The sequence below is a fragment of the Mycobacterium sp. IS-3022 genome (assembly GCF_001500065.1).
Lineage (GTDB): Bacteria > Actinomycetota > Actinomycetes > Mycobacteriales > Mycobacteriaceae > Mycobacterium.
This window is the reverse complement of record NZ_LQIN01000003.1, coordinates 143,565-162,044: the sequence shown is the minus strand read 5'-3', so window position 1 is coordinate 162,044 and position 18,480 is coordinate 143,565. Positions and strand designations below refer to the sequence as shown.

Below are 18,480 nucleotides of genomic sequence, written 5' to 3'. Positions count from 1 at the left end.
CTATCAGCCCGTCAAAGTCGTGGGTTCCACGCCGAGCACGGTCGCGATCGCCTCCGCGGTCACCGGCCCCTGGCGCAGCACCCGCGGATGCGCACCGGTGAGGTCGACGATCGTCGATGCCGCCTGCCGCTCGGACGGCCCGGCATCGAGATAGACCTCGACGAGATCGCCGAGTTGCTCGCGCGCCTCTTCGGCGGTGACGGCCGCGGGCCGACCCGAGATGTTCGCGCTCGACACCGCCATCGGCCCGACTTCGCGCAGGAGTTCGATGGCCACCGGATGCAACGGCATGCGCAGCATCACTGTGCCGTGCGCGTCGCCGAGATCCCAGTGCAGCGACGGTGCCTGGCGCACCACCAGGCTGAGCGCACCCGGCCAGAACGCGCGGATGAGTTCGCGCGCGGTGTGGGGCACGTTGTACACCAGGCCTTCGATCGTGTGCCAGGAGCCGACGAGGACGGGCACCGGCATGTCGCGGCCGCGGCCCTTGGCCGCAAGCAGTGCGGCGACGGCTTCGCTGTCGAACGCGTCGGCGCCGATGCCGTAGACGGTGTCGGTCGGCAACACCACGAGACGACCACCCCTGAGCGCGCTGATCGCCGATGCGACACCGGTCGCGCGCTGGTCGGCGTCGGAGCAGTCGAAAAGTTGGGTCATCGGATCCTCCGGGCCGTCACGAACCGTGGCCGCCCCGCGAGATCGCGCCGAGCGGTGATGTCGTCGAAACGCTGTGTCCGTTCGAAGCTCTCGACGGTCCGCTCCGAGGTCGTGTCGTCGTGTTCGACGGCGGCCAGGCCACCGCTGCGCAACCACCTCGACCCGAGGTCGGCGATCGCATCGATCACCCGCATGCCGTCGGGTCCCCCGAACAACGCGTGTGCCGGATCGTATTCGGCCACTTCAGGTTCCAGCCGGGCGCCGTCGGGAATGTAGGGCGGGTTGGCGACGAGGAGGTCGACCGAACCTTCGAGTTCGGGCAGCAGCCCGGGTTCTGTGACGTCGGCGGAGACGATCTCGACGCCCGTGTCGGCGAGGTTTCGTCGCGCATACTCCAGCGCCGGTTCAGAGTCGTCCACGGCGACGATGCGGGCATCCGGCCACTTGTTCGCCAGCGCAAGCGCCAGCGCACCGCTGCCCGTACACAGGTCGACGATCAGCGGCCGATCGGGAAAACGTTGCGCCAGCACCCATTCCAGCAGCGCCTCGGTTTCCGGGCGCGGGATGAACACGCCGGGGCCGACGCGCACGTCGACCGGGCCGAACGGTGCGGTGCCGATCAGGTGCTGCAGCGGGACCCGTCGGGCACGCCGGGCGACGAGTTCGCCGTACCGCGCGGCGAAGTGAGGACCGGCCTCGACGAGCCGGAGGCGGCCCCGGTCGATGCCCGTGGCGTGGGCGGCCAGCAGTTCGGCGTCGACGCGCGGCGCTGCGACACCCGCCTCGGCCAGCGCCGTCGCCGCGGCGTCGATCAGCTGGCTGAGCCGGGTCATGTTGTCTGCAGTCTCGCTTGCTTGTCGGCGGCGGCCAGCGCGTCGAACAGGTCGTCGAGATCCCCGTCGAGCACCTGGTCGAGGTTGTGCGCCTTGAAGTTGATCCGGTGATCGGCGATCCGGTTCTCCGGGAAGTTGTAGGTGCGGATGCGCTCGCTGCGGTCGACGGTGCGGATCTGGCTGGCCCGGTCGGCGGACGCGTCGGCCTGCGCCTGTTCCTCGGCCACTGCCTGCAGGCGCGCGGCGAGCACCTGCATCGCGCGGGCTTTGTTCTGCAACTGCGACCGCTCGTTCTGACAGGTGACGACGATGCCCGTGGGCAGGTGGGTGATGCGCACGGCGGAGTCGGTGGTGTTGACGCCCTGACCGCCCTTGCCCGAGGAGCGGTAGACATCGATGCGCAGATCCGACTCGTCGATCTGTACCTCCTCGACCTCTTCGGGCTCTGGATAGACGAGCACGCCGGCCGCCGAGGTGTGCACCCGGCCCTGCGACTCCGTGACCGGAACCCGCTGCACGCGGTGCACGCCGCCTTCGAACTTCAGCCGCGACCACACGCCGTCGGCCGTATCGCCCTTGCTGCGGATGGACAGCGTGGCGTCTTTGTAGCCGCCGAGGTCGGAGAAGGTCTCGTCGAGCACGGTCACAGTCCAGCCGTGACGCTCGGCGTAGCGGATGTACATCCTGGCCAAATCGGCGGCGAACAGCGCGGACTCCTCGCCGCCCTCCCCCGACTTCACCTCGAGCACGATGTCGTCGGGGTCGTGAGGGTCACGGGGCGCCAGCAGGTCGGTCAGATGCGAGTCCAGTTGCTCGACCGTGGCCGACAGCTCGTCGACCTCGCCGGCGAACGACGGGTCATCGGCGGCCAACTCCCGGGCGGCTTCCAGGTCACCGCGGGCGGCCTCCAGCTTGCGGTACGTCGCGACGATCGGTGACACCTGCGCGAACCGCCTGCCCACTTTGCGTGCCCGGCCGGCGTCGGAATGCAGGTTCGGATCGCTGAGTTGGCGCTCGAGGTCGGCATGCTCGGCCAGCAGCGCATCGATCTTCGGCGCGGTGTCCGTCATGTCGACCTCCTCTTCGTGGCTTTCCGCGAACGCAAACCGACGCCCGGCCTGGCCGCTGAAGCGGCAGATCGGGCGCCGGAAGGAAAGCTATTTGTCGTTTGCGCTCTTGTCGGCCGCCTTGCGCTTTCCGTAGCGCTTCTCGAAGCGGGCCACGCGGCCGCCGCTGTCGAGGATCTTCTGCTTGCCGGTGTAGAAGGGGTGGCACTGCGAGCAGACCTCGACATGGATCTGTCCGCTCTGCTTGGTGCTCCGCGTGGTGAACGTGTTGCCACAGCCGCAGATCACGGTGGTCTCGACGTAGTCAGGGTGGATACCCGATTTCATGGTTTCCTCTTCGATCGTGGCCCCGGGTCGCCCCTCCGTGCTGGAGGTGACGGGCGTGAACCGGAACCGAGGGTCGGCGGTCCATTATGCCAGCTCAACCGCCAAGTGCCTAAACGCGTGCGCAACGGCGGGTATTCCGCTTCAGCCTGGGATCAGGGCGAACTTGCTGCCGTCGCGCCGCCACAGCGTCCTACCATCCGGCGCGGCCCCCCGCGCGATCAATTCGCGCTTGAGGATCTTGTTGGTCGCGGTGCTGGGCAGGTCGTCGGCGATCCATACATAGCGCGGCCACGCTTTGGGCGAGAGATCCCGCTGGGCCGCCAGGAACTCCTCGAACGTTCCCGGGTCGAGTTCGGCGCCGTCCTGCAGCACGAGGGCTGCCATCACCTGGTCACCGACGATTTCGTCGGGCACCGGGTAGACCGCGACCCGGTTGATCGCCGATAGCCGCAGCAGTATCCGCTCGATGGGTGCCGTCGCGAGGTTCTCACCGTCGACCCGCATCCAGTCGGCCGTGCGGCCGGCCAGATAGATGTAGCCGTCGGCGTCGCGGTACGCCAGGTCACCCGACCAGTACATGCCGTGGCGCATCCGCTCATCGGTGGCGTCGCGGTCGTTGTAGTAGCCGCAGAACAGGCCGCTGCCGTCGGTGTTGACCAGTTCGCCCACCGCGACATCGGCGTTGGTCAGCGCACCGTTCTCGTCGAACTCGGCCACCGGGCACTCGGTCACCGTCTCGCTGTTGTAGATCGCGACACCCGGGAAGCCCTGTCCGATCGAGCCTTTCGGCGTGTCCGGGGTGCGGGTGATGATCACCGCGTTCTCGGTCGAGCCGAACCCGTCGTCGACGGTGACGCCGAAGCGTCTGCTGAACTCCTCGATGTCGCGGTCGGTGGCCTCGTTGCCGAACGCGACGCGCAGCGGGTTGTCGCGGTCGTCGGGTTGCTCGGGCGTGGCCAGCACGTAGGCCAGCGGCTTGCCCACGTAGTTCATGTACGTGACGCCGTAGCGTCGGATATCGGCCAGGAATCCGGACGCGGAGAACTTGGCGGGCACCATCGCGGCTCCGGCAACCAGGGCGGGCGCCCAGCCACCCACGACGGCGTTGGAGTGGAACATCGGCATCGAGAGGTAGCAGGTGTCCCGGTCGGTGAGTTCGAACCGTTCGACCAGCGCGTTGCCGGCGAACAGCGGCATCATGTTGGCGACCTGAACCGCCTTGGGGTCACCGCTGGTACCGGAGGTGAAGATCATCATGAACGTGTCGTCGACAGCGACTTTTCGATGCGGGACGAAAGCGGGCGCACCGGCCAGGAAATCGGCCCACCCGGCGCTGGATGTGTCGAGCACCGTGACGCCGGGCAGTTCCAGCCCGTCGAGCAGAGGGCGATGGTCGGCGTCGGTGATCAAGAACTGGCAGTCCACCTTGAGGATGTCGCGGGCCAAAGCATCTCCGCGGCGGGTGGTGTTGATGCCGCATACGACATAGCCGCCGAGTGCCGCCGCCGCGAGTGCGGTCAGCATGTCCGGAGTGTTGCCCAGGAGCACCCCGACGTGCAGGGGGCGGCTCTGGTCGGCGGCTCCGATGAGGGCGGCGGCCTGCACCTTCGCCTCGGCTACGTACTGCCGGTAGGTCCACGTGCGGCCGTCGTACCTCACCGCAACGGTGTCGCAGTCGGCGCGCTCGTTCAGCAGCTGCTGAAGTGTGTCCGCCATGGCTCACCTCTCACCGTGAACAGATTTCCAATTGTGTCTACCATGGCACAATGCTCCGATCGGCCCACTCGAGGGCGAGACTAACCGAGGAGTCCAGCGGGTGACGAGCGGCACCGCCACCAAGAACGTTCGCGATCGGCTGATCGACGCGGCCGAAACCTGTCTGCGCGCCAAGGGAATTCGATCGACCACCGTGTCAGAGGTGGCCGAGGTGGCCGGCGTTTCCCGCGGCTGGTTGTACCGCCATTTCCCCGACAAGGTGTCGCTGCTGGGCGCGGCGATCGTGCGCTTGAACGACGCCTACTGGTCCGAGGCGCACGCGATGCTCGAGCGCGTCGAGGGCCTGGACCGACAGCTCGCGGCGGGTGTCCTCCACGGCCGCACCGCCTACGACGACCCGGGCGCGCTGCTGATGAAGCTGCGGGTCGACGAGCCCGAGGAGTTCGCGGCCTGCGCCGGAGCGGGAGTGCAGGGCCTGGTGCCCGACCTCGCCGAATTCTGGTCCCGGTACCTGATCGCCGCGCGCGAAGGCGGCGAGATCCATCCCGATACCGACATCGCCGAAGCCTCGGAATGGCTTGCTCGCGTGTTGATTTCGCTTGCGACGGTACCGGGGAACACGCTTGATCCCGGCGATGCCGACGCGGTGCTGCGGCACCTGCGCCGCTACGTCATGCCGGGGTTGCGCGCGGACCCCGCCGTGTGATTTCGGTGTAGTTTGTCGCGCTCACCGCTACCAACTACACCGAAATCGCCGTGGGGCGCCCGACGAGCACCAGGAGGATGTCGCGGATCGGCGCCTCGACGAGGCGGCCCTCGCCGACGCGGAAATCGGCGTCGACCGCCGCGAGTTCCACGCCGCGCAGGCGCCGTTGTGCGTGGAACGGAAAACCCGTCGTCCACACTCGTTTCGCCGCTACGACCGCAGCGTCGACAGGCATGGGTCGGTCGATGCCGAGGGGCACCGCGATGTCCTGAGTGTGGACCAGCACATCCATCAACGGATCGACTTCGCTGGTGCCGGGCGGACGTTTACGTGAGCCGCGCATGTCGCGCAGCGCGGCGGTGAGCTCACTGGCGGATCTGTTGTCCTGCAAGGCGGCTCGGTAGATCATGGCGTTGAACCGGAAGCCGGACCGGAGCAACTCGACCAACATCTTCGACTTCGGCAATTGGGAATGCGTGAGGTGCGCGGCGACCTCCCGCACGGTCCAGCCCTCGCACAGCGACGGTGTCGACCATTGCTGGGGCTCGAGACCGTCCAGCATGTCGGCCAGGTTCACCCGCTGCTCGTCGATGTGCCGCCAAACGGTATTCGAATCCACCACCGCCTCCTCAGTTAGTCAGGTCTCCTGACAATATAGTCAGGGAACCATACTAAAATCAATGGCGTGACTGACTGGGTGAGCACGGCGACGTTGATGTTCATCGGCCATCGTGCTGCCGAGGCGCGCGTGATGGAGGCATTGGCCGCAGCGGGTGCTGACGACATCACGATGGCGCAGTCGAGGCTCATGCAGCGCCTCGATCTGCGGCACGTGAATTCGAACGGAATGCGGCTGACCGACCTGGCCGAGCAGGCACGCGTGACCAAGCAGACCGCCGGAGCACTGATCGACCAACTGGAGCGGTCCGGCTATGTGGTACGCACGGCCGACCCTACGGACGCGCGCGCCCGACTCGTCACGCTGAGCGACAAGGGCATGGCGGTGTGCCGGACGGCAGGCGCCGAGATAGCCAAGGTCGAGGACGAGTGGCGGTCGTTTCTCGGTGAGCGCAGATTCCAGCAGATGCGCGAGGCGCTCACAGCGCTGCGAGAGATCACCGACCCCTACCGCTGAGGTGTGATTCGGTGCGCTAGTGATCGCTGAGCGATCGATTGAGCACCGAAATCACTGACTCAGTCGGCGTCCGCGGAGCCCGGAGCGGTCTTGGAGACCTGCACCAGGAACTCGTAGTTGTTCTTGGTCTTGCGCAGCTGGCTCATCAACAGGTCGATGGCCTGATGCGGGTCCAGACCGGACAGCACCCGGCGCAGCTTGTGCACGACCGCGAATTCATCCGACGACAGCAGCAACTCGTCCTTGCGGGTGCCGGACGGGTTGACGTCGACGGCTGGGAAGACGCGCCGCTCGGCGATCTTGCGGTCGAGCTTGAGCTCGGCGTTACCCGTGCCCTTGAACTCCTCGAAGATCACCGTGTCGCCGGTCGAGCCGGTTTCCACCATGGCGGTGGCGACGATGGTCAGGGAGCCGCCCTCCTCGATGTTGCGCGCCGCTCCGAGGAACCGCTTCGGCGGGTACAGGGCGGTCGAGTCCACACCGCCGGACAGGATGCGACCGGAAGCCGGGGACGCGTTGTTGTACGCGCGACCGAGTCGGGTGATCGAGTCCAGCAGCACCACGACGTCCTTGCCCTGCTCGACGAGGCGCTTGGCGCGTTCGATCGCCAGCTCGGCGGCCTGCGTGTGATCGGACGGCGGCCGGTCGAAGGTCGATGCGATCACCTCGCCCTTGACCGAGCGCTGCATGTCGGTCACCTCTTCCGGACGCTCGTCGACCAGCACCACCATCAGGTGGCATTCCGGGTTGTTCGTGGTGATCGCGTTGGCGATGTCCTGAAGGATCGTGGTCTTACCGGCCTTCGGCGGCGACACGATCAGCGCTCGCTGCCCCTTGCCGATCGGCATGATCAGATCGATGACGCGGGTCGTCAGCCGCTCCGGTGTGGTCTCCAGGCGCAGCCGCTGATTGGGATAGAGCGGGGTCAGCTTGTTGAAGTCCGGCCGCTTCTTGGCTTCCTCGACGGGCTTGCCGTTGATGGTGTCGAGCCGGACCAGCGGATTGAACTTCTGCCGCGGATTTTGACCGCCGCCTTCACCTTCTTTGGGCACCCGCACGGCACCGGTCACGGCGTCACCGCGGCGCAGCCCGTTCTTGCGCACCATGTTCATGGAGACGTACACGTCGTTGGGCCCGGCCAGGTATCCCGACGTGCGGACGAACGCGTAGTTGTCGAGCACGTCGAGGATGCCCGCGACGGGCTGAACGACGTCGTCCTCGCGCAGTTCGGTGTCGCGGTCGCCACCGCCCTCGCCGCCACCGCGCTCGCGGCGCCTGCGGTCGCGGAACCGGCGACCCCGGCGGCCACCACGGCCCTCGCCGTCGTCATCGGCATTGCCGCCGCGGTTCTGGCCGCCCTGCTGCTGATCGCCTTGCTGCTGATCGCTGGACTTGGTGTCCGTCTTGTTGGTCTGTTCGTTCTTCTGTTCGTTCTTCTGCCGGCCGCCGTCGTCGCCCGTCTTGGCCTCCTGAACGGCGTCGTCGGACTGGCCGTCGGCACCGCCGGGCGCACCGGTCCCCCGCGTGGCACCACGACGCTCGCGGCGTCGGGGCTGTTCTTGGTCGGTATTCGACTCGCGATCGCCGGCCTCCGCGGGCTTCGCTTCTGTGGCGACTGGCGCATCTTTGGCGGCGGGCGGCTCGGCGGCGGGCGTCTGGGAGCCCTGTCCGCGGCCGCGGCCGTTCGCCTCTCCGCGGCGTTCGCGGATCGCGGCGACCAACTCGCCTTTTCGCATACCGGAAGCGCCCTCGACGCCGATTTCCTTGGCCAGTGCGCGCAGTTCGGGCAGGACCATGGTGGAAAGCGAGCTGGCGCGGTTACCGGACGCGACGTCTGCCGTCGGTGCGGTTTCCGCGCCGGGCGCGGCGTTCGGTTCGTCCGCTGCCGCAGTAGTTGAAGTGTCTGAACTCACGGTGTTTGGCAGCTCACCGTTGTCGCTGCTGCCCCCAGCCGTGATGAGGTCCGTTTCAGTCACGGATTTCCTTTCTTTCCCTCGCAGAACGAGTCATGCGGGGGTTCGGTGCGAACAGTTGATCCACTGAACGCATGGGCCCCACCATTGCCCCTGCAACGGTGATGACCTGGCGTCGCCGGTTTGCGGCGAACCGTCAATCCACGAGTAGCCCCAGAGGGAAATGAGTGGTGTCCTAGTGTCGGCGCAGGTAGAGACGCTGCGATTGCCGGACGACAGCGAGAATATCCCGCATCGCGACGGGAAGCAAGAAAGACATGTGCGTCGTGTTGCTCCTGTGACCCCTGCTGTGCGGCACCGTCAACGACGTACGGCGGCCCCGGCCGTCCATCGGACGCCGTCGCCGATGCGCATTTCGCTGACGGTGAACCCGTTCGCGGCGCCGTACTCCAAGGCTTCTACGGGCAACTCCGACGAAGTGCTCAATGCGAGCACCGACGGGCCGGCCCCGGACAACACCGCTGCCACCCCACAACGTCGCAATACGCGTAGGTATTCCGCCGAGGTGGGCATCGCCCCCGCCCGTTGCGGCTGGTGCAGCACATCCTCGGTGGCCGACATCAGCAGATCTGGCCGCTCGGTGAGCGCGACCACCAAGAGCGCCGCCCTGCTCACGTTGAACCGCGCATCGGTGTGGCTGACCTTTTCCGGCAGCAATACGCGCGTCTCGGCGGTCGACGATCGCTCGGGAGGGATCGCGGTGAACAGACGGATGTCGGGGTGTATGCGGATCGGCGCGGCCGCGAAGCGCGGCGCTGGCTCGTCGGCGTCGGCCCAGGACACCACGCCGCCACCCAACACGGCTGCGGAGGCGTTGTCGGGATGGCCCTCGAATTCCGAGGACAGTTGGATGAGTTCCCGCTCCGCCAGCGGACTCGAACCAGCCTGTACCGCAAGGCCGTTGACGACGGACAGTCCCCCGACCACGGCCGCTGCGGACGATCCCAGCCCTCGCGAGTGCGGAATGTCGTTGCGACACCACACCGTCATCCCGGGCACGCTGATGTCGAGCGCCTGCAAACCGCGCTTGATGGCCCGCACCACGAGATGGGTGTCGTCCAGCGGCACATGACCTGCGCCCTCGCCCTCGACTTCGATGACGAGGCCGGAATCGGTTGTCTCCACGACGATCTCGTCGTAGAGACTCAACGCGAGGCCGAGGCTGTCGAAACCCGGACCGAGGTTGGCACTGGACGCGGCCACCACGGAGGTGGCCGTCAGCGCGGGCGGCAGAACACGGGTCACTGGCTAAACCAATCCCAGCTGCTCGACCACGGCAACAGGATCCACGGGCACCGCGATGACCGTCGGCATGCCCTTCAAGGCGGTGTCGGGGTCCTTGAGCCCGTTGCCGGTCACCGTGCACACGACGGTCGAACCCTTGGCCACCCAACCGTCCTCGATCGACTTGAGCAGACCGGCGATGCTGGCCGCCGATGCGGGTTCGACGAACACGCCCTCGGTCCGCGCGACCAGGTGGTACGCCGCGAGGATCTCGTCGTCGGTGGCGGCCAGGAACCGACCGCCGGACTGTTGCTGCGCCGCCACCGCGGTGTCCCATGATGCGGGCGAACCGATCCGGATCGCGGTCGCGATTGTCTCTGGTCTGCTGACCGGTTCGCCGAGCACGAGTGGCGCCGCACCGGCGGCTTGCGTGCCCAGCATGCGGGGAAGCCGATCCGAGATCCCGTCGCGGTGGTACTCGGTGTAGCCCTTCCAGTAGGCGGTGATGTTGCCCGCGTTGCCGACCGGTAGCGAGTGCACGTCGGGTGCGGCGCCGAGGGCGTCGACGATTTCGAAAGCCGCGGTCTTCTGTCCTTCGATGCGGTACGGGTTGACCGAGTTGACCAGTGACACCGTCGGGAAGTCGGCAGTGAGCTTGCGCGCCAGCTCCAAACAGTCGTCGAAGTTGCCGTCGACCTGGATGATCTTGGCGCCGTGCATGACCGCCTGCGCCAACTTGCCCATCGCGATCTTGCCCTGCGGCACCAGCACCGCGCAGGTGATACCCGCCCTGGCCGCATAGGCGGCGGCCGACGCCGAGGTGTTGCCCGTCGATGCGCACAGCACCGCTTTTTGGCCGCGCGACACCGCCTCAGTGACCGCCACGGTCATGCCGCGATCCTTGAACGAGCCGGTGGGGTTCAGGCCCTCGACCTTCAGATGCACTGTGCAGCCGGTGTATTCGGAGAGCCGCGGCGCCGGCAGCAGCGGAGTGCCGCCCTCGCGAAGCGTGACCGGCGTCCAGCCGTTCTCGATCGGCAGCCGATCGCGATAAGCGGCGATCAGGCCGGGCCAAGGCTGGTGCACTGCCGACGACGGTACGGTACTCATTCGCTGGTTCCCTCCATGCGGAGCACGCTGTTGATGCTCTGCACCACATCGAGATCCGCCAACGCCGCCACGGTCTCCGACAGCGCCGCGTCGGTGGCCTGATGGGTCACCACGACGATGCGTGCCCCGCAACGCTGACCGCCCTCGTCCACCATGCCCTCCTGGCGCACCTCGGCGATGCTGACATCCCGTTTGCCGAATTCGGCTGCTACAGCGGACAACACGCCGGCCCGATCGGCGACGTTCATGTTCACGTAATAGCGGGTCGGAATGAATCCGATCGGTGCGATCGGCAACTTGGCGTACTTCGATTCGCGCGGCCCGCGGCCGCCCTGCACCCGGTTACGGGCCGCCATCACGAGATCGCCCATCACCGCCGACGCGGTGGGCGCACCGCCGGCTCCCTGCCCGTAGAACATCAGTCGCCCGGCGGCCTCGGCTTCGACCACCACCGCGTTGAAGGCGCCGTTCACGGCGGCGAGCGGATGTTCCAACGGCACCAGCGCCGGGTACACCCGCGCCGAAACTCGTTGCTGTCCTTCGTCGCCGGTGAGTCGTTCGCAGATGGCCAGCAGCTTGATGGTGCAGCCGAGCGCTTTTGCGGATTCGAAATCGTCGGTGCTGACCTTGGTGATGCCTTCGCGGTACACGTCGTCGGCGGTCACCCGGGTGTGGAAGGCGATCGAGGCGAGAATCGCTGCCTTGGCCGCGGCGTCGTATCCCTCGACGTCGGCAGTCGGGTCGGCCTCGGCGTACCCAAGGGCGCTCGCGTCGGCCAGCGCACTGGCGTAATCGGCGCCGGTGCCGTCCATCTCCGAGAGGATGTAGTTGGTGGTGCCGTTGACGATGCCCGCGACCCGCACCACGGAATCCCCCGCCAGCGACTGGGTCAGCGGGCGGATGACGGGGATCGCACCGGCCACCGCGGCTTCGAAATACAGGTCGACCCGCGCGGTTTCGGCCGCCTGCGCCAATTCGCCGGTGGACACCGCCATCAACGCCTTGTTGGCGGTGACCACGGACTTGCCCTGCTCCAACGCGGACAAAATGGCCTTGCGCGCCGGCTCGACTGGTCCCATCAACTCGACGACGATGTCGACGTCGTCGCGGGAGACGAGTTCTTCGACGTTGTCGGTGAGCATGTCGACGGGGACCCCACGGTCGTCGGCCACCCGGCGGACACCGACGCCGCGCAGCACCAGTGGGGCGCCGATGCGGGCGGCCAGGTCGTCGGCGCTCTCCTCGATGATGCGCGCCACCTGGCTGCCGACATTGCCCAAACCGAGCAACGCTACGCCGACGGGCTTGTCGGGGTCGGTCATGGTTACCTCACTTCCAGACTCAGCAGATCGTCGACCGTCTCCCGGCGCAAGATCAGGCGGGCCCGCCCATCGCGCACGGCCACCACAGCGGGACGGCCGATCAGGTTGTAACGGCTCGACATCGAATAGCAGTAAGCGCCGGTAGCCGCGACGCCCAAGAGGTCGCCGGCCTCGATGTCATCGGGCACCCAGGTATCCCGCACCACGATGTCGCCGCTCTCGCAATGCTTTCCGACGACGCGGGCGAGTGCCGGCGCGGCGTCGGTGACGCGCGAGACCAGTCGGACGTCATACTCCGCACCGTAGAGTGACGTGCGGATGTTGTCGCTCATTCCACCGTCCACGCTGACGTAGCGGCGATGCGCGGTCGGGCTGACGGCGACATCCTTGACGGTGCCGACCTCATACAGCGTGATCGTACCGGGGCCGGCGATGGCCCGACCCGGTTCGACCACCAGCCGCGGTGCGGGCAGGCCGACGGCAGCCGATTCGTGGCGCACGATCGCCTCGAGCTTGGCCGCGAGGTCGGCGATCGGCGGCGGATCGTCCTGCGGCAGATACGAGATGCCCAGGCCGCCACCGAGGTCGACGATGGACATCTGGGCCGTCTTGTCGACGCCGAACTCGGCGACCACATCTCGCAGAAGGCCGATCACGCGGTGCGCGGCGATCTCGAAACCGGCGACGTCGAAGATCTGTGATCCGATGTGGCTGTGCAGGCCTTTCAGGCGCAGGTGGTCGGTTTCGAAGACCCGCCGCACGGCATCCATCGCCGCACCGCTGGCCAGTGACAACCCGAACTTCTGGTCCTCGTGCGCGGTGGAGATGAACTCGTGGGTGTGGGCCTCGACGCCGACGGTGACGCGGATCAGGACGTCCTGTACGACGCCGGCGGCGCCGGCGATCGCGTCGAGCCGCTCGATCTCGGTCACCGAGTCGACCACCACGTGCTCGATTCCTGCCTCGACCGCGGCGGTCAACTCGGCGATCGATTTGTTGTTGCCGTGCAAGGCGATTCGCGCGGCGGGGAAGTCGCCGTACAGGGCGACGGCCATCTCGCCACCGCTGGCCACGTCGAGCGAGAGGCCCTCTTCGGCGATCCAGCGGGCGACTTCGGTGCACATGAACGCCTTGGCGGCGTACCGCACGTTCTCGCCGCCACCGAACGCAGCGGCGATCTCGCGGCAGCGCGAACGGAAGTCGTCCTCGTCGACCACGAACGTCGGCGTGCCGAATTCCGCGGCGATGTCGCTGACTGGCACGCCGCCGATCGACACGACGCCGTCGCCGTTCCGAACGGTGCTGCGCGGCCAGACGTTCGGCGCCAGCAGCAGCAGTTCGGCAGGCGACTGCGGGCGCGGCGGAGCACCGCCGTGGTGTACCTCTTCGGCATGCCGGGGGCCGGCGGGATGGGCGATCACATGCGCTCCGGAGCCGTGACGCCGAGCATGCCCAGCCCGTTCGCGATCACCTGGCGAGTGGCCTGACACAGTGCCAGGCGCGCGGCGTGCAGTTCGTTCGGTGCCTCGTCGCCTTGGGGTAGCACTCGGCAGGAGTCGTAGAACCGGTGGTAGTCACCGGCCAGATCCTCGAGGTAGCGCGAGATGCGGTGCGGTTCACGCAGCGACGCAGCGGTTTTGAGCACCCGGGGGAACTCCCCGAGGTTGCGGATCAGCGTGCCTTCCTTGTCGTGGTTCAGCAGCTGAAGGTTCGCGGTGTCGGCCACGACGCCCAGTTCGGCGGCATTGCGGGCCAGAGCGGAAAGTCGGGCGTGCGCGTATTGCACGTAGTAGACCGGGTTTTCGTTGGATGCCGATGACCACAGTTCGAGGTCGATGTCGATCGGGCTGTCGACCGAGGAGCGGATCAGCGAGTAGCGGGCGGCATCGACGCCGATGGCCTCGACCAGATCGTCGAGCGTGATCACCGTGCCCGCCCGCTTGCTCATCCGGACCGGTTGACCCTCGCGGACCAGGTTGACCATCTGGCCGATCAGCACCTCGACCGTGGCCGGGTCCTCCCCCAGCGCAGCCGCGACCGCCTTGAGCCGTGCGATGTAGCCGTGATGGTCGGCGCCGAGCATGTAGATACACAGGTCGAATCCGCGCTCGCGCTTGTCGAGGTAGTAGGCGATGTCGGCGGCAATGTAGGCCGGTGCACCGTCGCGCTTGATGACGACGCGGTCCTTGTCGTCACCGAAGTCGGTGGTGCGCAACCAGATTGCGTCATCCTTCTCATAGATGCTGCCGGCGTCGCGAAGGCGTGCGATGGCCTGCTCGACGCGGCCGGAGGTGTGCATCGAATCTTCATGCGTGTAGACGTCGAAGTCGGTGCCGAAGTCGTGCAGGGACTGCTTGATGTGGGTGAACATCAGGTCGACGCCGATGGCGCGGAACGTCTCCCGCATCTCGGCGTCGGGCAGAGAGAGCGCGTCGGGTTCCTTGGCGAGCACAGCGGCGGCGATGTCCTTGATGTAGTCGCCGGCGTAGCCGTCGTCGGGAGTCGGTTCGCCCTTGGCCGCTGCGATCAGCGAGTTGGTGAACCGGTCGATCTGCGCGCCGTGGTCGTTGAAGTAGTACTCGCGTACGACTCGGGCGCCCTGGGTGGACAACAGCCTGCCGAGCGCGTCGCCGACCGCGGCCCACCTGGTGCCGCCGATGTGTATCGGGCCGGTGGGGTTGGCCGAGACGAACTCGAGGTTGATGTGCTGACCGCCGAGCGCATCGGAGTGGCCGTAGTCAGCCCCGGCCGCCAGGACGTCGGTCACGATGACGTTCTGCGCCGACGCCTCGAGGCGCAGGTTGACGAAGCCCGGGCCGGCGACGTCGGCGGCGGCGATGCCGTCTTGGTCGGCCAGCGCGGTGGCCAGCCAGCCGGCCAGCTCCCGCGGGTTGGCGCCGACCTTCTTGCCGACCTGAAGCGCCAAGTTGGTGGCATAGTCGCCGTGGTCGGGGTTGCGCGGACGTTCGACGGTGACCGTTTCCGGCAGCGCTGACGCGTCGAGTCCATGCTCGGCCAGCACCGCGGCGGCGGTGGTCTTGAGCAGGTCGGCCAGATCGGCGGGGGTCACGAGGGTCCATCCTATGGTCTTCGGTGGTCAGCCCCCGAATCCGTTCCCGGTGCTCTGGATGCGTTAGGCTGTGCAGGCCCATCGGCGCCGCTTCTTGTGCGCCCCCGTAGCTCAGGGGATAGAGCGTCTGCCTCCGGAGCAGAAGGCCGCAGGTTCGAATCCTGCCGGGGGCACTCTTAAAAATACCTCTGACGTGCAGCTACGCACCGTCACTCCCCCACGACTGTGAGCACCGGGCGTCCCGTTGTCACACCCGATGTCACAACTGTTCCGAGAATGCCCGCGGCGTCCTTCAACGCGTCGTCCTGGCTGTGTGCGTACAGGCGTGCCGTGGTCGATGCGTCGGCATGCCCGATCCACTTGGCGATCACCGCGAGGGGTACGCCTCGGAGGTGCATTGCTGTCGCAGCTGTGTGGCGCGCATCGTGCAACCGGATCGGTCGAACGCCGGCCGCCTTCGTCATCTTGCGCCACATTCGCGTGAGCGAATCGGGCGTGTACGGCTCCCCCACTTCGTTCACCGCGACGTAGGACGACGACGAAACACGCTGAGCGCGTCTCAGCACGCCCAACAGCACGTCGTCGAGCGGTAACGTGCGACGTGACGATGAGGTCTTCGTGGGGCCCTCAAGGACGGTGCCCGCGCCAGCTTGAACGCGGTTGTTGCGGATCGTCAGCGTCTGGGCGGTGAAGTCGACGTCGGACCATCGCAGCCCGGCGAGTTCACCACGACGCAGACCCGACAGCGCGAGGTACCAGACGTGGCCAATCCGGTCGTTGTCGGCATAGCGAAGCACCTGTTGAATCTCGGCGGGCGTGTACGTCTGCATCTCTGTCCGGACGCGCTGCACTTTCTTCATTCCCGCCGCTGGGTTGTGATTGAGGTCCCGTCGCTCGATGGCGTAGTCGAGAACAGCGCGCCACGCGTCCACGCCCTTGTTCAGCGACCGCGAGGACCAGGCACGCCGCACGCGCTTGCCGCCCGGTGTGGGCAGCACGCCTCCCTTTCTGAGGTCCGTGAGCAACCGGTCGAGATGTGCGCGGGTCAGTTGTTGGGCGGGCAAGTCGCCGTGTCGTTCGCGTAGTGGCGCGAGGCTGAAGCGATACGCGTTGAGCGTTGTGGGACGGGCGTTGTGCAGCGAGTCGAGCCAGTCGGCGCACAGCTCCTCGACGGTGACTGCCTTGCGCGGGACGTAGGTGTGGGTCGCCACGTCGTGCTGGATCGACGTGAGGGCATCGCGAGCCTCTCGTTCAGTGGCGTAGCGCTTGCGACTCTGTCGCCGTCGTCCGGTGATCGGATCGACGCCAACCGAAGTGATGACCTCGTACCGGGTCTCCCCCGTGCGCGTCGTGCGCTTCTTGATCTGCGGGGGTAGCTGTTGCCTAGCCATCGTTGACCACCCATCCCTTGTTGCGTGCGAAACGCTCGGCCATCGAGCGTGTCTGTCGTGCGTTATCCCGTTCAATCTCGTTGTCGCTCATGCCGTATCGCTCGTACTGGTCACGTGCAGCACGCAAATCGAACAGCATCCGCATGTCCTCGTCGTCGTAGCCCGAGAAGGCGAGCGCGGCATCGCCAGACGTACTGTCCACACCCGGATAGGCCTGCACAGGACTATCAACGAGGTCGGGGTAGATCAGTCGAAGGGGCGGCACCCCAAGCGCTTTGGCCAGCACGATCAGCTCGGGCACATCGACTGACTTCTTGCGGCCGTTCTCGATGTTGGCGATGGTGTCACGCGTGATCGGGAAGCCCAGGCGCGCAGTCTCATCCGCGATCACCTGAGCGGACCTGTCCCCGCGTGCGGCCTTGATCGCCCGCGCTATGCGTGCGTTCACATCATCCCTCCAAGAGGGCGGTTTCGTGTCGATCATTGTGTTAGTTTATCACAATCTTGCTTAATATTGCGTAGTTCATGCTGATTGCGTACATTCGACGGTGAAAGCAAACACATTGTGACAAATCTACACAGGAAGGATTGCAATGGCCGTCGACCGTCTACTCAGCCGTGCGCAAGTCCAGAAAGTCCTCGGCGTCGGGCCGACGAAGCTGTACTACCTCACGCAGAGCGGTGAACTGCGCAGCGTCAGCGTCGGACGCCTCCGTAAGTACCGAGAATCCGACGTGAACGCGTACATCGAGAGCCTCCGCGAATGACCGGACGAACCGGGCGAGGCGTCAAACGCACAGTCCCCAAGGGCAAGAAGGCGAGGGACTCAACCATTCCCACACAGAACAAGACCGAGCGAGACGCCGTGCTCGACAAATTGAAAGGCAAGAAATGACCAAGGCCGAACAGATCCGCGCAGCTGAACTCCTGCTTCGTGTGGCCAAGCCGTTAGTCCACGTGGTGGGCCGCATGGCGCGTCCGTTGCACCGAGTCGACACCATCGTCACGTGCCTGTACCTCGACCTCGAAGACTGGGTGAAGGACAACAAATGACGTCCGAAGAGGAAGCCATCATGGAGGACTTTCGGAAATGGGATCCGACGCCTCCGACGATAGATCAAGCGATGAGCCGCACATGGTCGGCGAAAGTTCCAGACGGCTACGAAAGGGTCGCTGGGCCTTGGTTCATCGCCTGGGACTTGTCGGACATCGGAATCGACGCCCCGCCCCTCAAGCCGGTGCCATGCAGGAAGTGCGGCGAGGTTTCTCAACCGCACGCCCGTTGCGAGTTCCAGTACGAGGGCGCGGCCGGTGTTCCGACCAAACGAGGCTGGCACGTCGGCATCAGCCTCTTCGTCTACATATGCCCCGAGCATGGATTCTTCGTCAACGAGGCCCAAGAACGCGGCTACGAGGATGACGGTCGCCGCAGGAACGGGCATCGGATGACGATCTCATGAGCACGACCGAAGTCTCAGTTCTGTTGAAGGGCAACGAGCTGCCCCAGTGCGTGACGTGCTGTGCGCCCATAACCTCGTCGCACTCGCAGTACTACACGAACGGGGACTACGTGTTCTCCCGTCATGTCCTCGAATGCGACAACGGGCACATGCAAGTGCTGGTGGCACCTGTCGAGCGTCTAGACGCCGAATGGCGCGACTTACTCAACGCGTCGGACGAATGATGCACGTTCGCATCATGCGGACGTCTGAAGCGACCTCAGCGCCTGCAATAACACCCTGAATAACAGCCAACGTGCCCATGTCTGAATTGCGTGGGGATGCTTGGTAGAAAACACATTCTTGCACGTCAATTCCGCTGTTAATGAATGGGAGACCGCCATCGTTACGATTAGCGGCATGAATAGGAGATGCAGATATGGCTGACGGTAAACCCGGTCGACCGCGTCGATTAGATCTAGATCCTGAGCGTCGCGAGTTCCTCGACAA

Annotated in this window: 20 protein-coding genes and 1 tRNA gene; 7 read left to right on the top strand and 14 right to left on the bottom strand. The window is 66.3% G+C overall.

The features are described 5' to 3' along the window. Positions 1-3: 3 nt before the first annotated feature. The 5 genes from AU188_RS04970 to fadD1 all read right to left on the bottom strand — a co-directional run bounded on the left by AU188_RS04970 (position 4) and on the right by fadD1 (position 4,600). On the bottom strand, positions 4-657 hold the full coding sequence (locus AU188_RS04970; RefSeq protein WP_059162616.1) for an L-threonylcarbamoyladenylate synthase: 654 nt from the start codon (positions 655-657) through the stop codon (positions 4-6). Beyond that, a complete protein-coding gene (prmC, locus tag AU188_RS04965) occupies positions 654-1,490 on the bottom strand; it encodes a peptide chain release factor N(5)-glutamine methyltransferase (RefSeq protein ID WP_059162615.1) in 837 nt (278 codons plus the stop codon). Before prmC ends, AU188_RS04970 begins: the two co-directional genes overlap by 4 nt. After that, positions 1,487-2,560 (bottom strand): peptide chain release factor 1, encoded by a 1,074-nt coding sequence (prfA, locus tag AU188_RS04960; RefSeq protein WP_059162614.1) that lies wholly within the window; start codon positions 2,558-2,560, stop codon positions 1,487-1,489. The genes prmC and prfA overlap by 4 nt, the downstream gene beginning before the upstream one ends. 87 nt (positions 2,561-2,647) lie before the next feature. Next, complete coding sequence (rpmE, locus tag AU188_RS04955; protein ID WP_059162613.1) at positions 2,648-2,884, bottom strand: 50S ribosomal protein L31; 237 nt, start codon at positions 2,882-2,884, stop codon at positions 2,648-2,650. A 141-nt stretch (positions 2,885-3,025) separates the two neighbouring features. Beyond that, positions 3,026-4,600: a fatty-acid--CoA ligase FadD1 gene (gene fadD1 / locus AU188_RS04950; protein WP_059162612.1), complete on the bottom strand. Its 1,575-nt coding sequence runs from the start codon at positions 4,598-4,600 to the stop codon at positions 3,026-3,028. A 100-nt stretch (positions 4,601-4,700) separates the two neighbouring features. On the opposite strand from fadD1, the gene AU188_RS04945 reads away from it, so the two are divergent. Beyond that, the gene (locus tag AU188_RS04945; RefSeq protein WP_059162611.1) at positions 4,701-5,306 is read left to right on the top strand and encodes a TetR/AcrR family transcriptional regulator; all 606 of its coding nucleotides are present in this window, start codon (positions 4,701-4,703) and stop codon (positions 5,304-5,306) included. A 34-nt stretch (positions 5,307-5,340) separates the two neighbouring features. Here AU188_RS04945 and AU188_RS04940 read toward each other — a convergent pair whose 3' ends face one another. Beyond that, entirely contained in the window at positions 5,341-5,925 is a 585-nt protein-coding gene (locus AU188_RS04940) for a maleylpyruvate isomerase family mycothiol-dependent enzyme (protein WP_059162644.1), read from the bottom strand. Positions 5,926-5,991: 66 nt separating this feature from the next. Between AU188_RS04940 and AU188_RS04935 the strand changes: the two genes are divergently transcribed. Beyond that, positions 5,992-6,441 (top strand): MarR family winged helix-turn-helix transcriptional regulator, encoded by a 450-nt coding sequence (locus AU188_RS04935; protein ID WP_059162610.1) that lies wholly within the window; start codon positions 5,992-5,994, stop codon positions 6,439-6,441. A 59-nt stretch (positions 6,442-6,500) separates the two neighbouring features. On the opposite strand, the gene rho is transcribed toward AU188_RS04935, so the two are convergent. The 6 genes from rho to argS form a co-directional block, all read right to left on the bottom strand. Beyond that, complete coding sequence (rho, locus tag AU188_RS04930; protein WP_059162609.1) at positions 6,501-8,417, bottom strand: transcription termination factor Rho; 1,917 nt, start codon at positions 8,415-8,417, stop codon at positions 6,501-6,503. Between the two features lie 297 nt (positions 8,418-8,714). Then, positions 8,715-9,659 carry a homoserine kinase gene (gene thrB, locus AU188_RS04925; protein ID WP_059162608.1) on the bottom strand — a complete coding sequence of 315 codons (945 nt, stop codon included), beginning with the start codon at positions 9,657-9,659 and terminating at the stop codon, positions 8,715-8,717. 3 nt (positions 9,660-9,662) lie between these two features. After that, positions 9,663-10,748, bottom strand: a complete 1,086-nt coding sequence (thrC, locus tag AU188_RS04920; protein ID WP_059162607.1) for a threonine synthase — start codon at positions 10,746-10,748, stop codon at positions 9,663-9,665. Continuing rightward, on the bottom strand, positions 10,745-12,070 hold the full coding sequence (locus AU188_RS04915) for a homoserine dehydrogenase (protein WP_059162606.1): 1,326 nt from the start codon (positions 12,068-12,070) through the stop codon (positions 10,745-10,747). The genes thrC and AU188_RS04915 overlap by 4 nt, the downstream gene beginning before the upstream one ends. Positions 12,071-12,072: 2 nt before the next feature. Further along, positions 12,073-13,407 carry a diaminopimelate decarboxylase gene (gene lysA / locus AU188_RS04910; protein WP_172799398.1) on the bottom strand — a complete coding sequence of 445 codons (1,335 nt, stop codon included), beginning with the start codon at positions 13,405-13,407 and terminating at the stop codon, positions 12,073-12,075. Between the two features lie 80 nt (positions 13,408-13,487). Continuing rightward, a complete protein-coding gene (argS, locus tag AU188_RS04905) occupies positions 13,488-15,140 on the bottom strand; it encodes an arginine--tRNA ligase (RefSeq protein WP_059162604.1) in 1,653 nt (550 codons plus the stop codon). Between the two features lie 100 nt (positions 15,141-15,240). On the opposite strand from argS, the gene AU188_RS04900 reads away from it, so the two are divergent. Further along, positions 15,241-15,313 (top strand) — tRNA-Arg (locus AU188_RS04900). A 36-nt stretch (positions 15,314-15,349) separates the two neighbouring features. Here AU188_RS04900 and AU188_RS04895 read toward each other — a convergent pair. Both AU188_RS04895 and AU188_RS04890 read right to left on the bottom strand, forming a co-directional pair. After that, a complete protein-coding gene (locus AU188_RS04895; protein WP_059162603.1) occupies positions 15,350-16,531 on the bottom strand; it encodes a site-specific integrase in 1,182 nt (393 codons plus the stop codon). Further along, positions 16,524-17,015, bottom strand: a complete 492-nt coding sequence (locus AU188_RS04890) for a helix-turn-helix domain-containing protein (protein ID WP_156426578.1) — start codon at positions 17,013-17,015, stop codon at positions 16,524-16,526. Before AU188_RS04890 ends, AU188_RS04895 begins: the two co-directional genes overlap by 8 nt. Before the next feature lie 109 nt (positions 17,016-17,124). Between AU188_RS04890 and AU188_RS24840 the strand changes: the two genes are divergently transcribed. The 4 genes from AU188_RS24840 to AU188_RS04880 all read left to right on the top strand — a co-directional run bounded on the left by AU188_RS24840 (position 17,125) and on the right by AU188_RS04880 (position 18,215). Further along, the gene (locus AU188_RS24840; protein ID WP_082686485.1) at positions 17,125-17,298 is read left to right on the top strand and encodes a helix-turn-helix domain-containing protein; all 174 of its coding nucleotides are present in this window, start codon (positions 17,125-17,127) and stop codon (positions 17,296-17,298) included. Between the two features lie 124 nt (positions 17,299-17,422). Further along, positions 17,423-17,584 (top strand): hypothetical protein, encoded by a 162-nt coding sequence (locus AU188_RS25220; protein WP_156426577.1) that lies wholly within the window; start codon positions 17,423-17,425, stop codon positions 17,582-17,584. After that, on the top strand, positions 17,581-17,991 hold the full coding sequence (locus AU188_RS04885; RefSeq protein WP_059162601.1) for a hypothetical protein: 411 nt from the start codon (positions 17,581-17,583) through the stop codon (positions 17,989-17,991). Before AU188_RS25220 ends, AU188_RS04885 begins: the two co-directional genes overlap by 4 nt. Next, a complete protein-coding gene (locus AU188_RS04880; RefSeq protein ID WP_059162600.1) occupies positions 17,988-18,215 on the top strand; it encodes a hypothetical protein in 228 nt (75 codons plus the stop codon). Before AU188_RS04885 ends, AU188_RS04880 begins: the two co-directional genes overlap by 4 nt. Positions 18,216-18,480 lie beyond the last annotated feature (265 nt).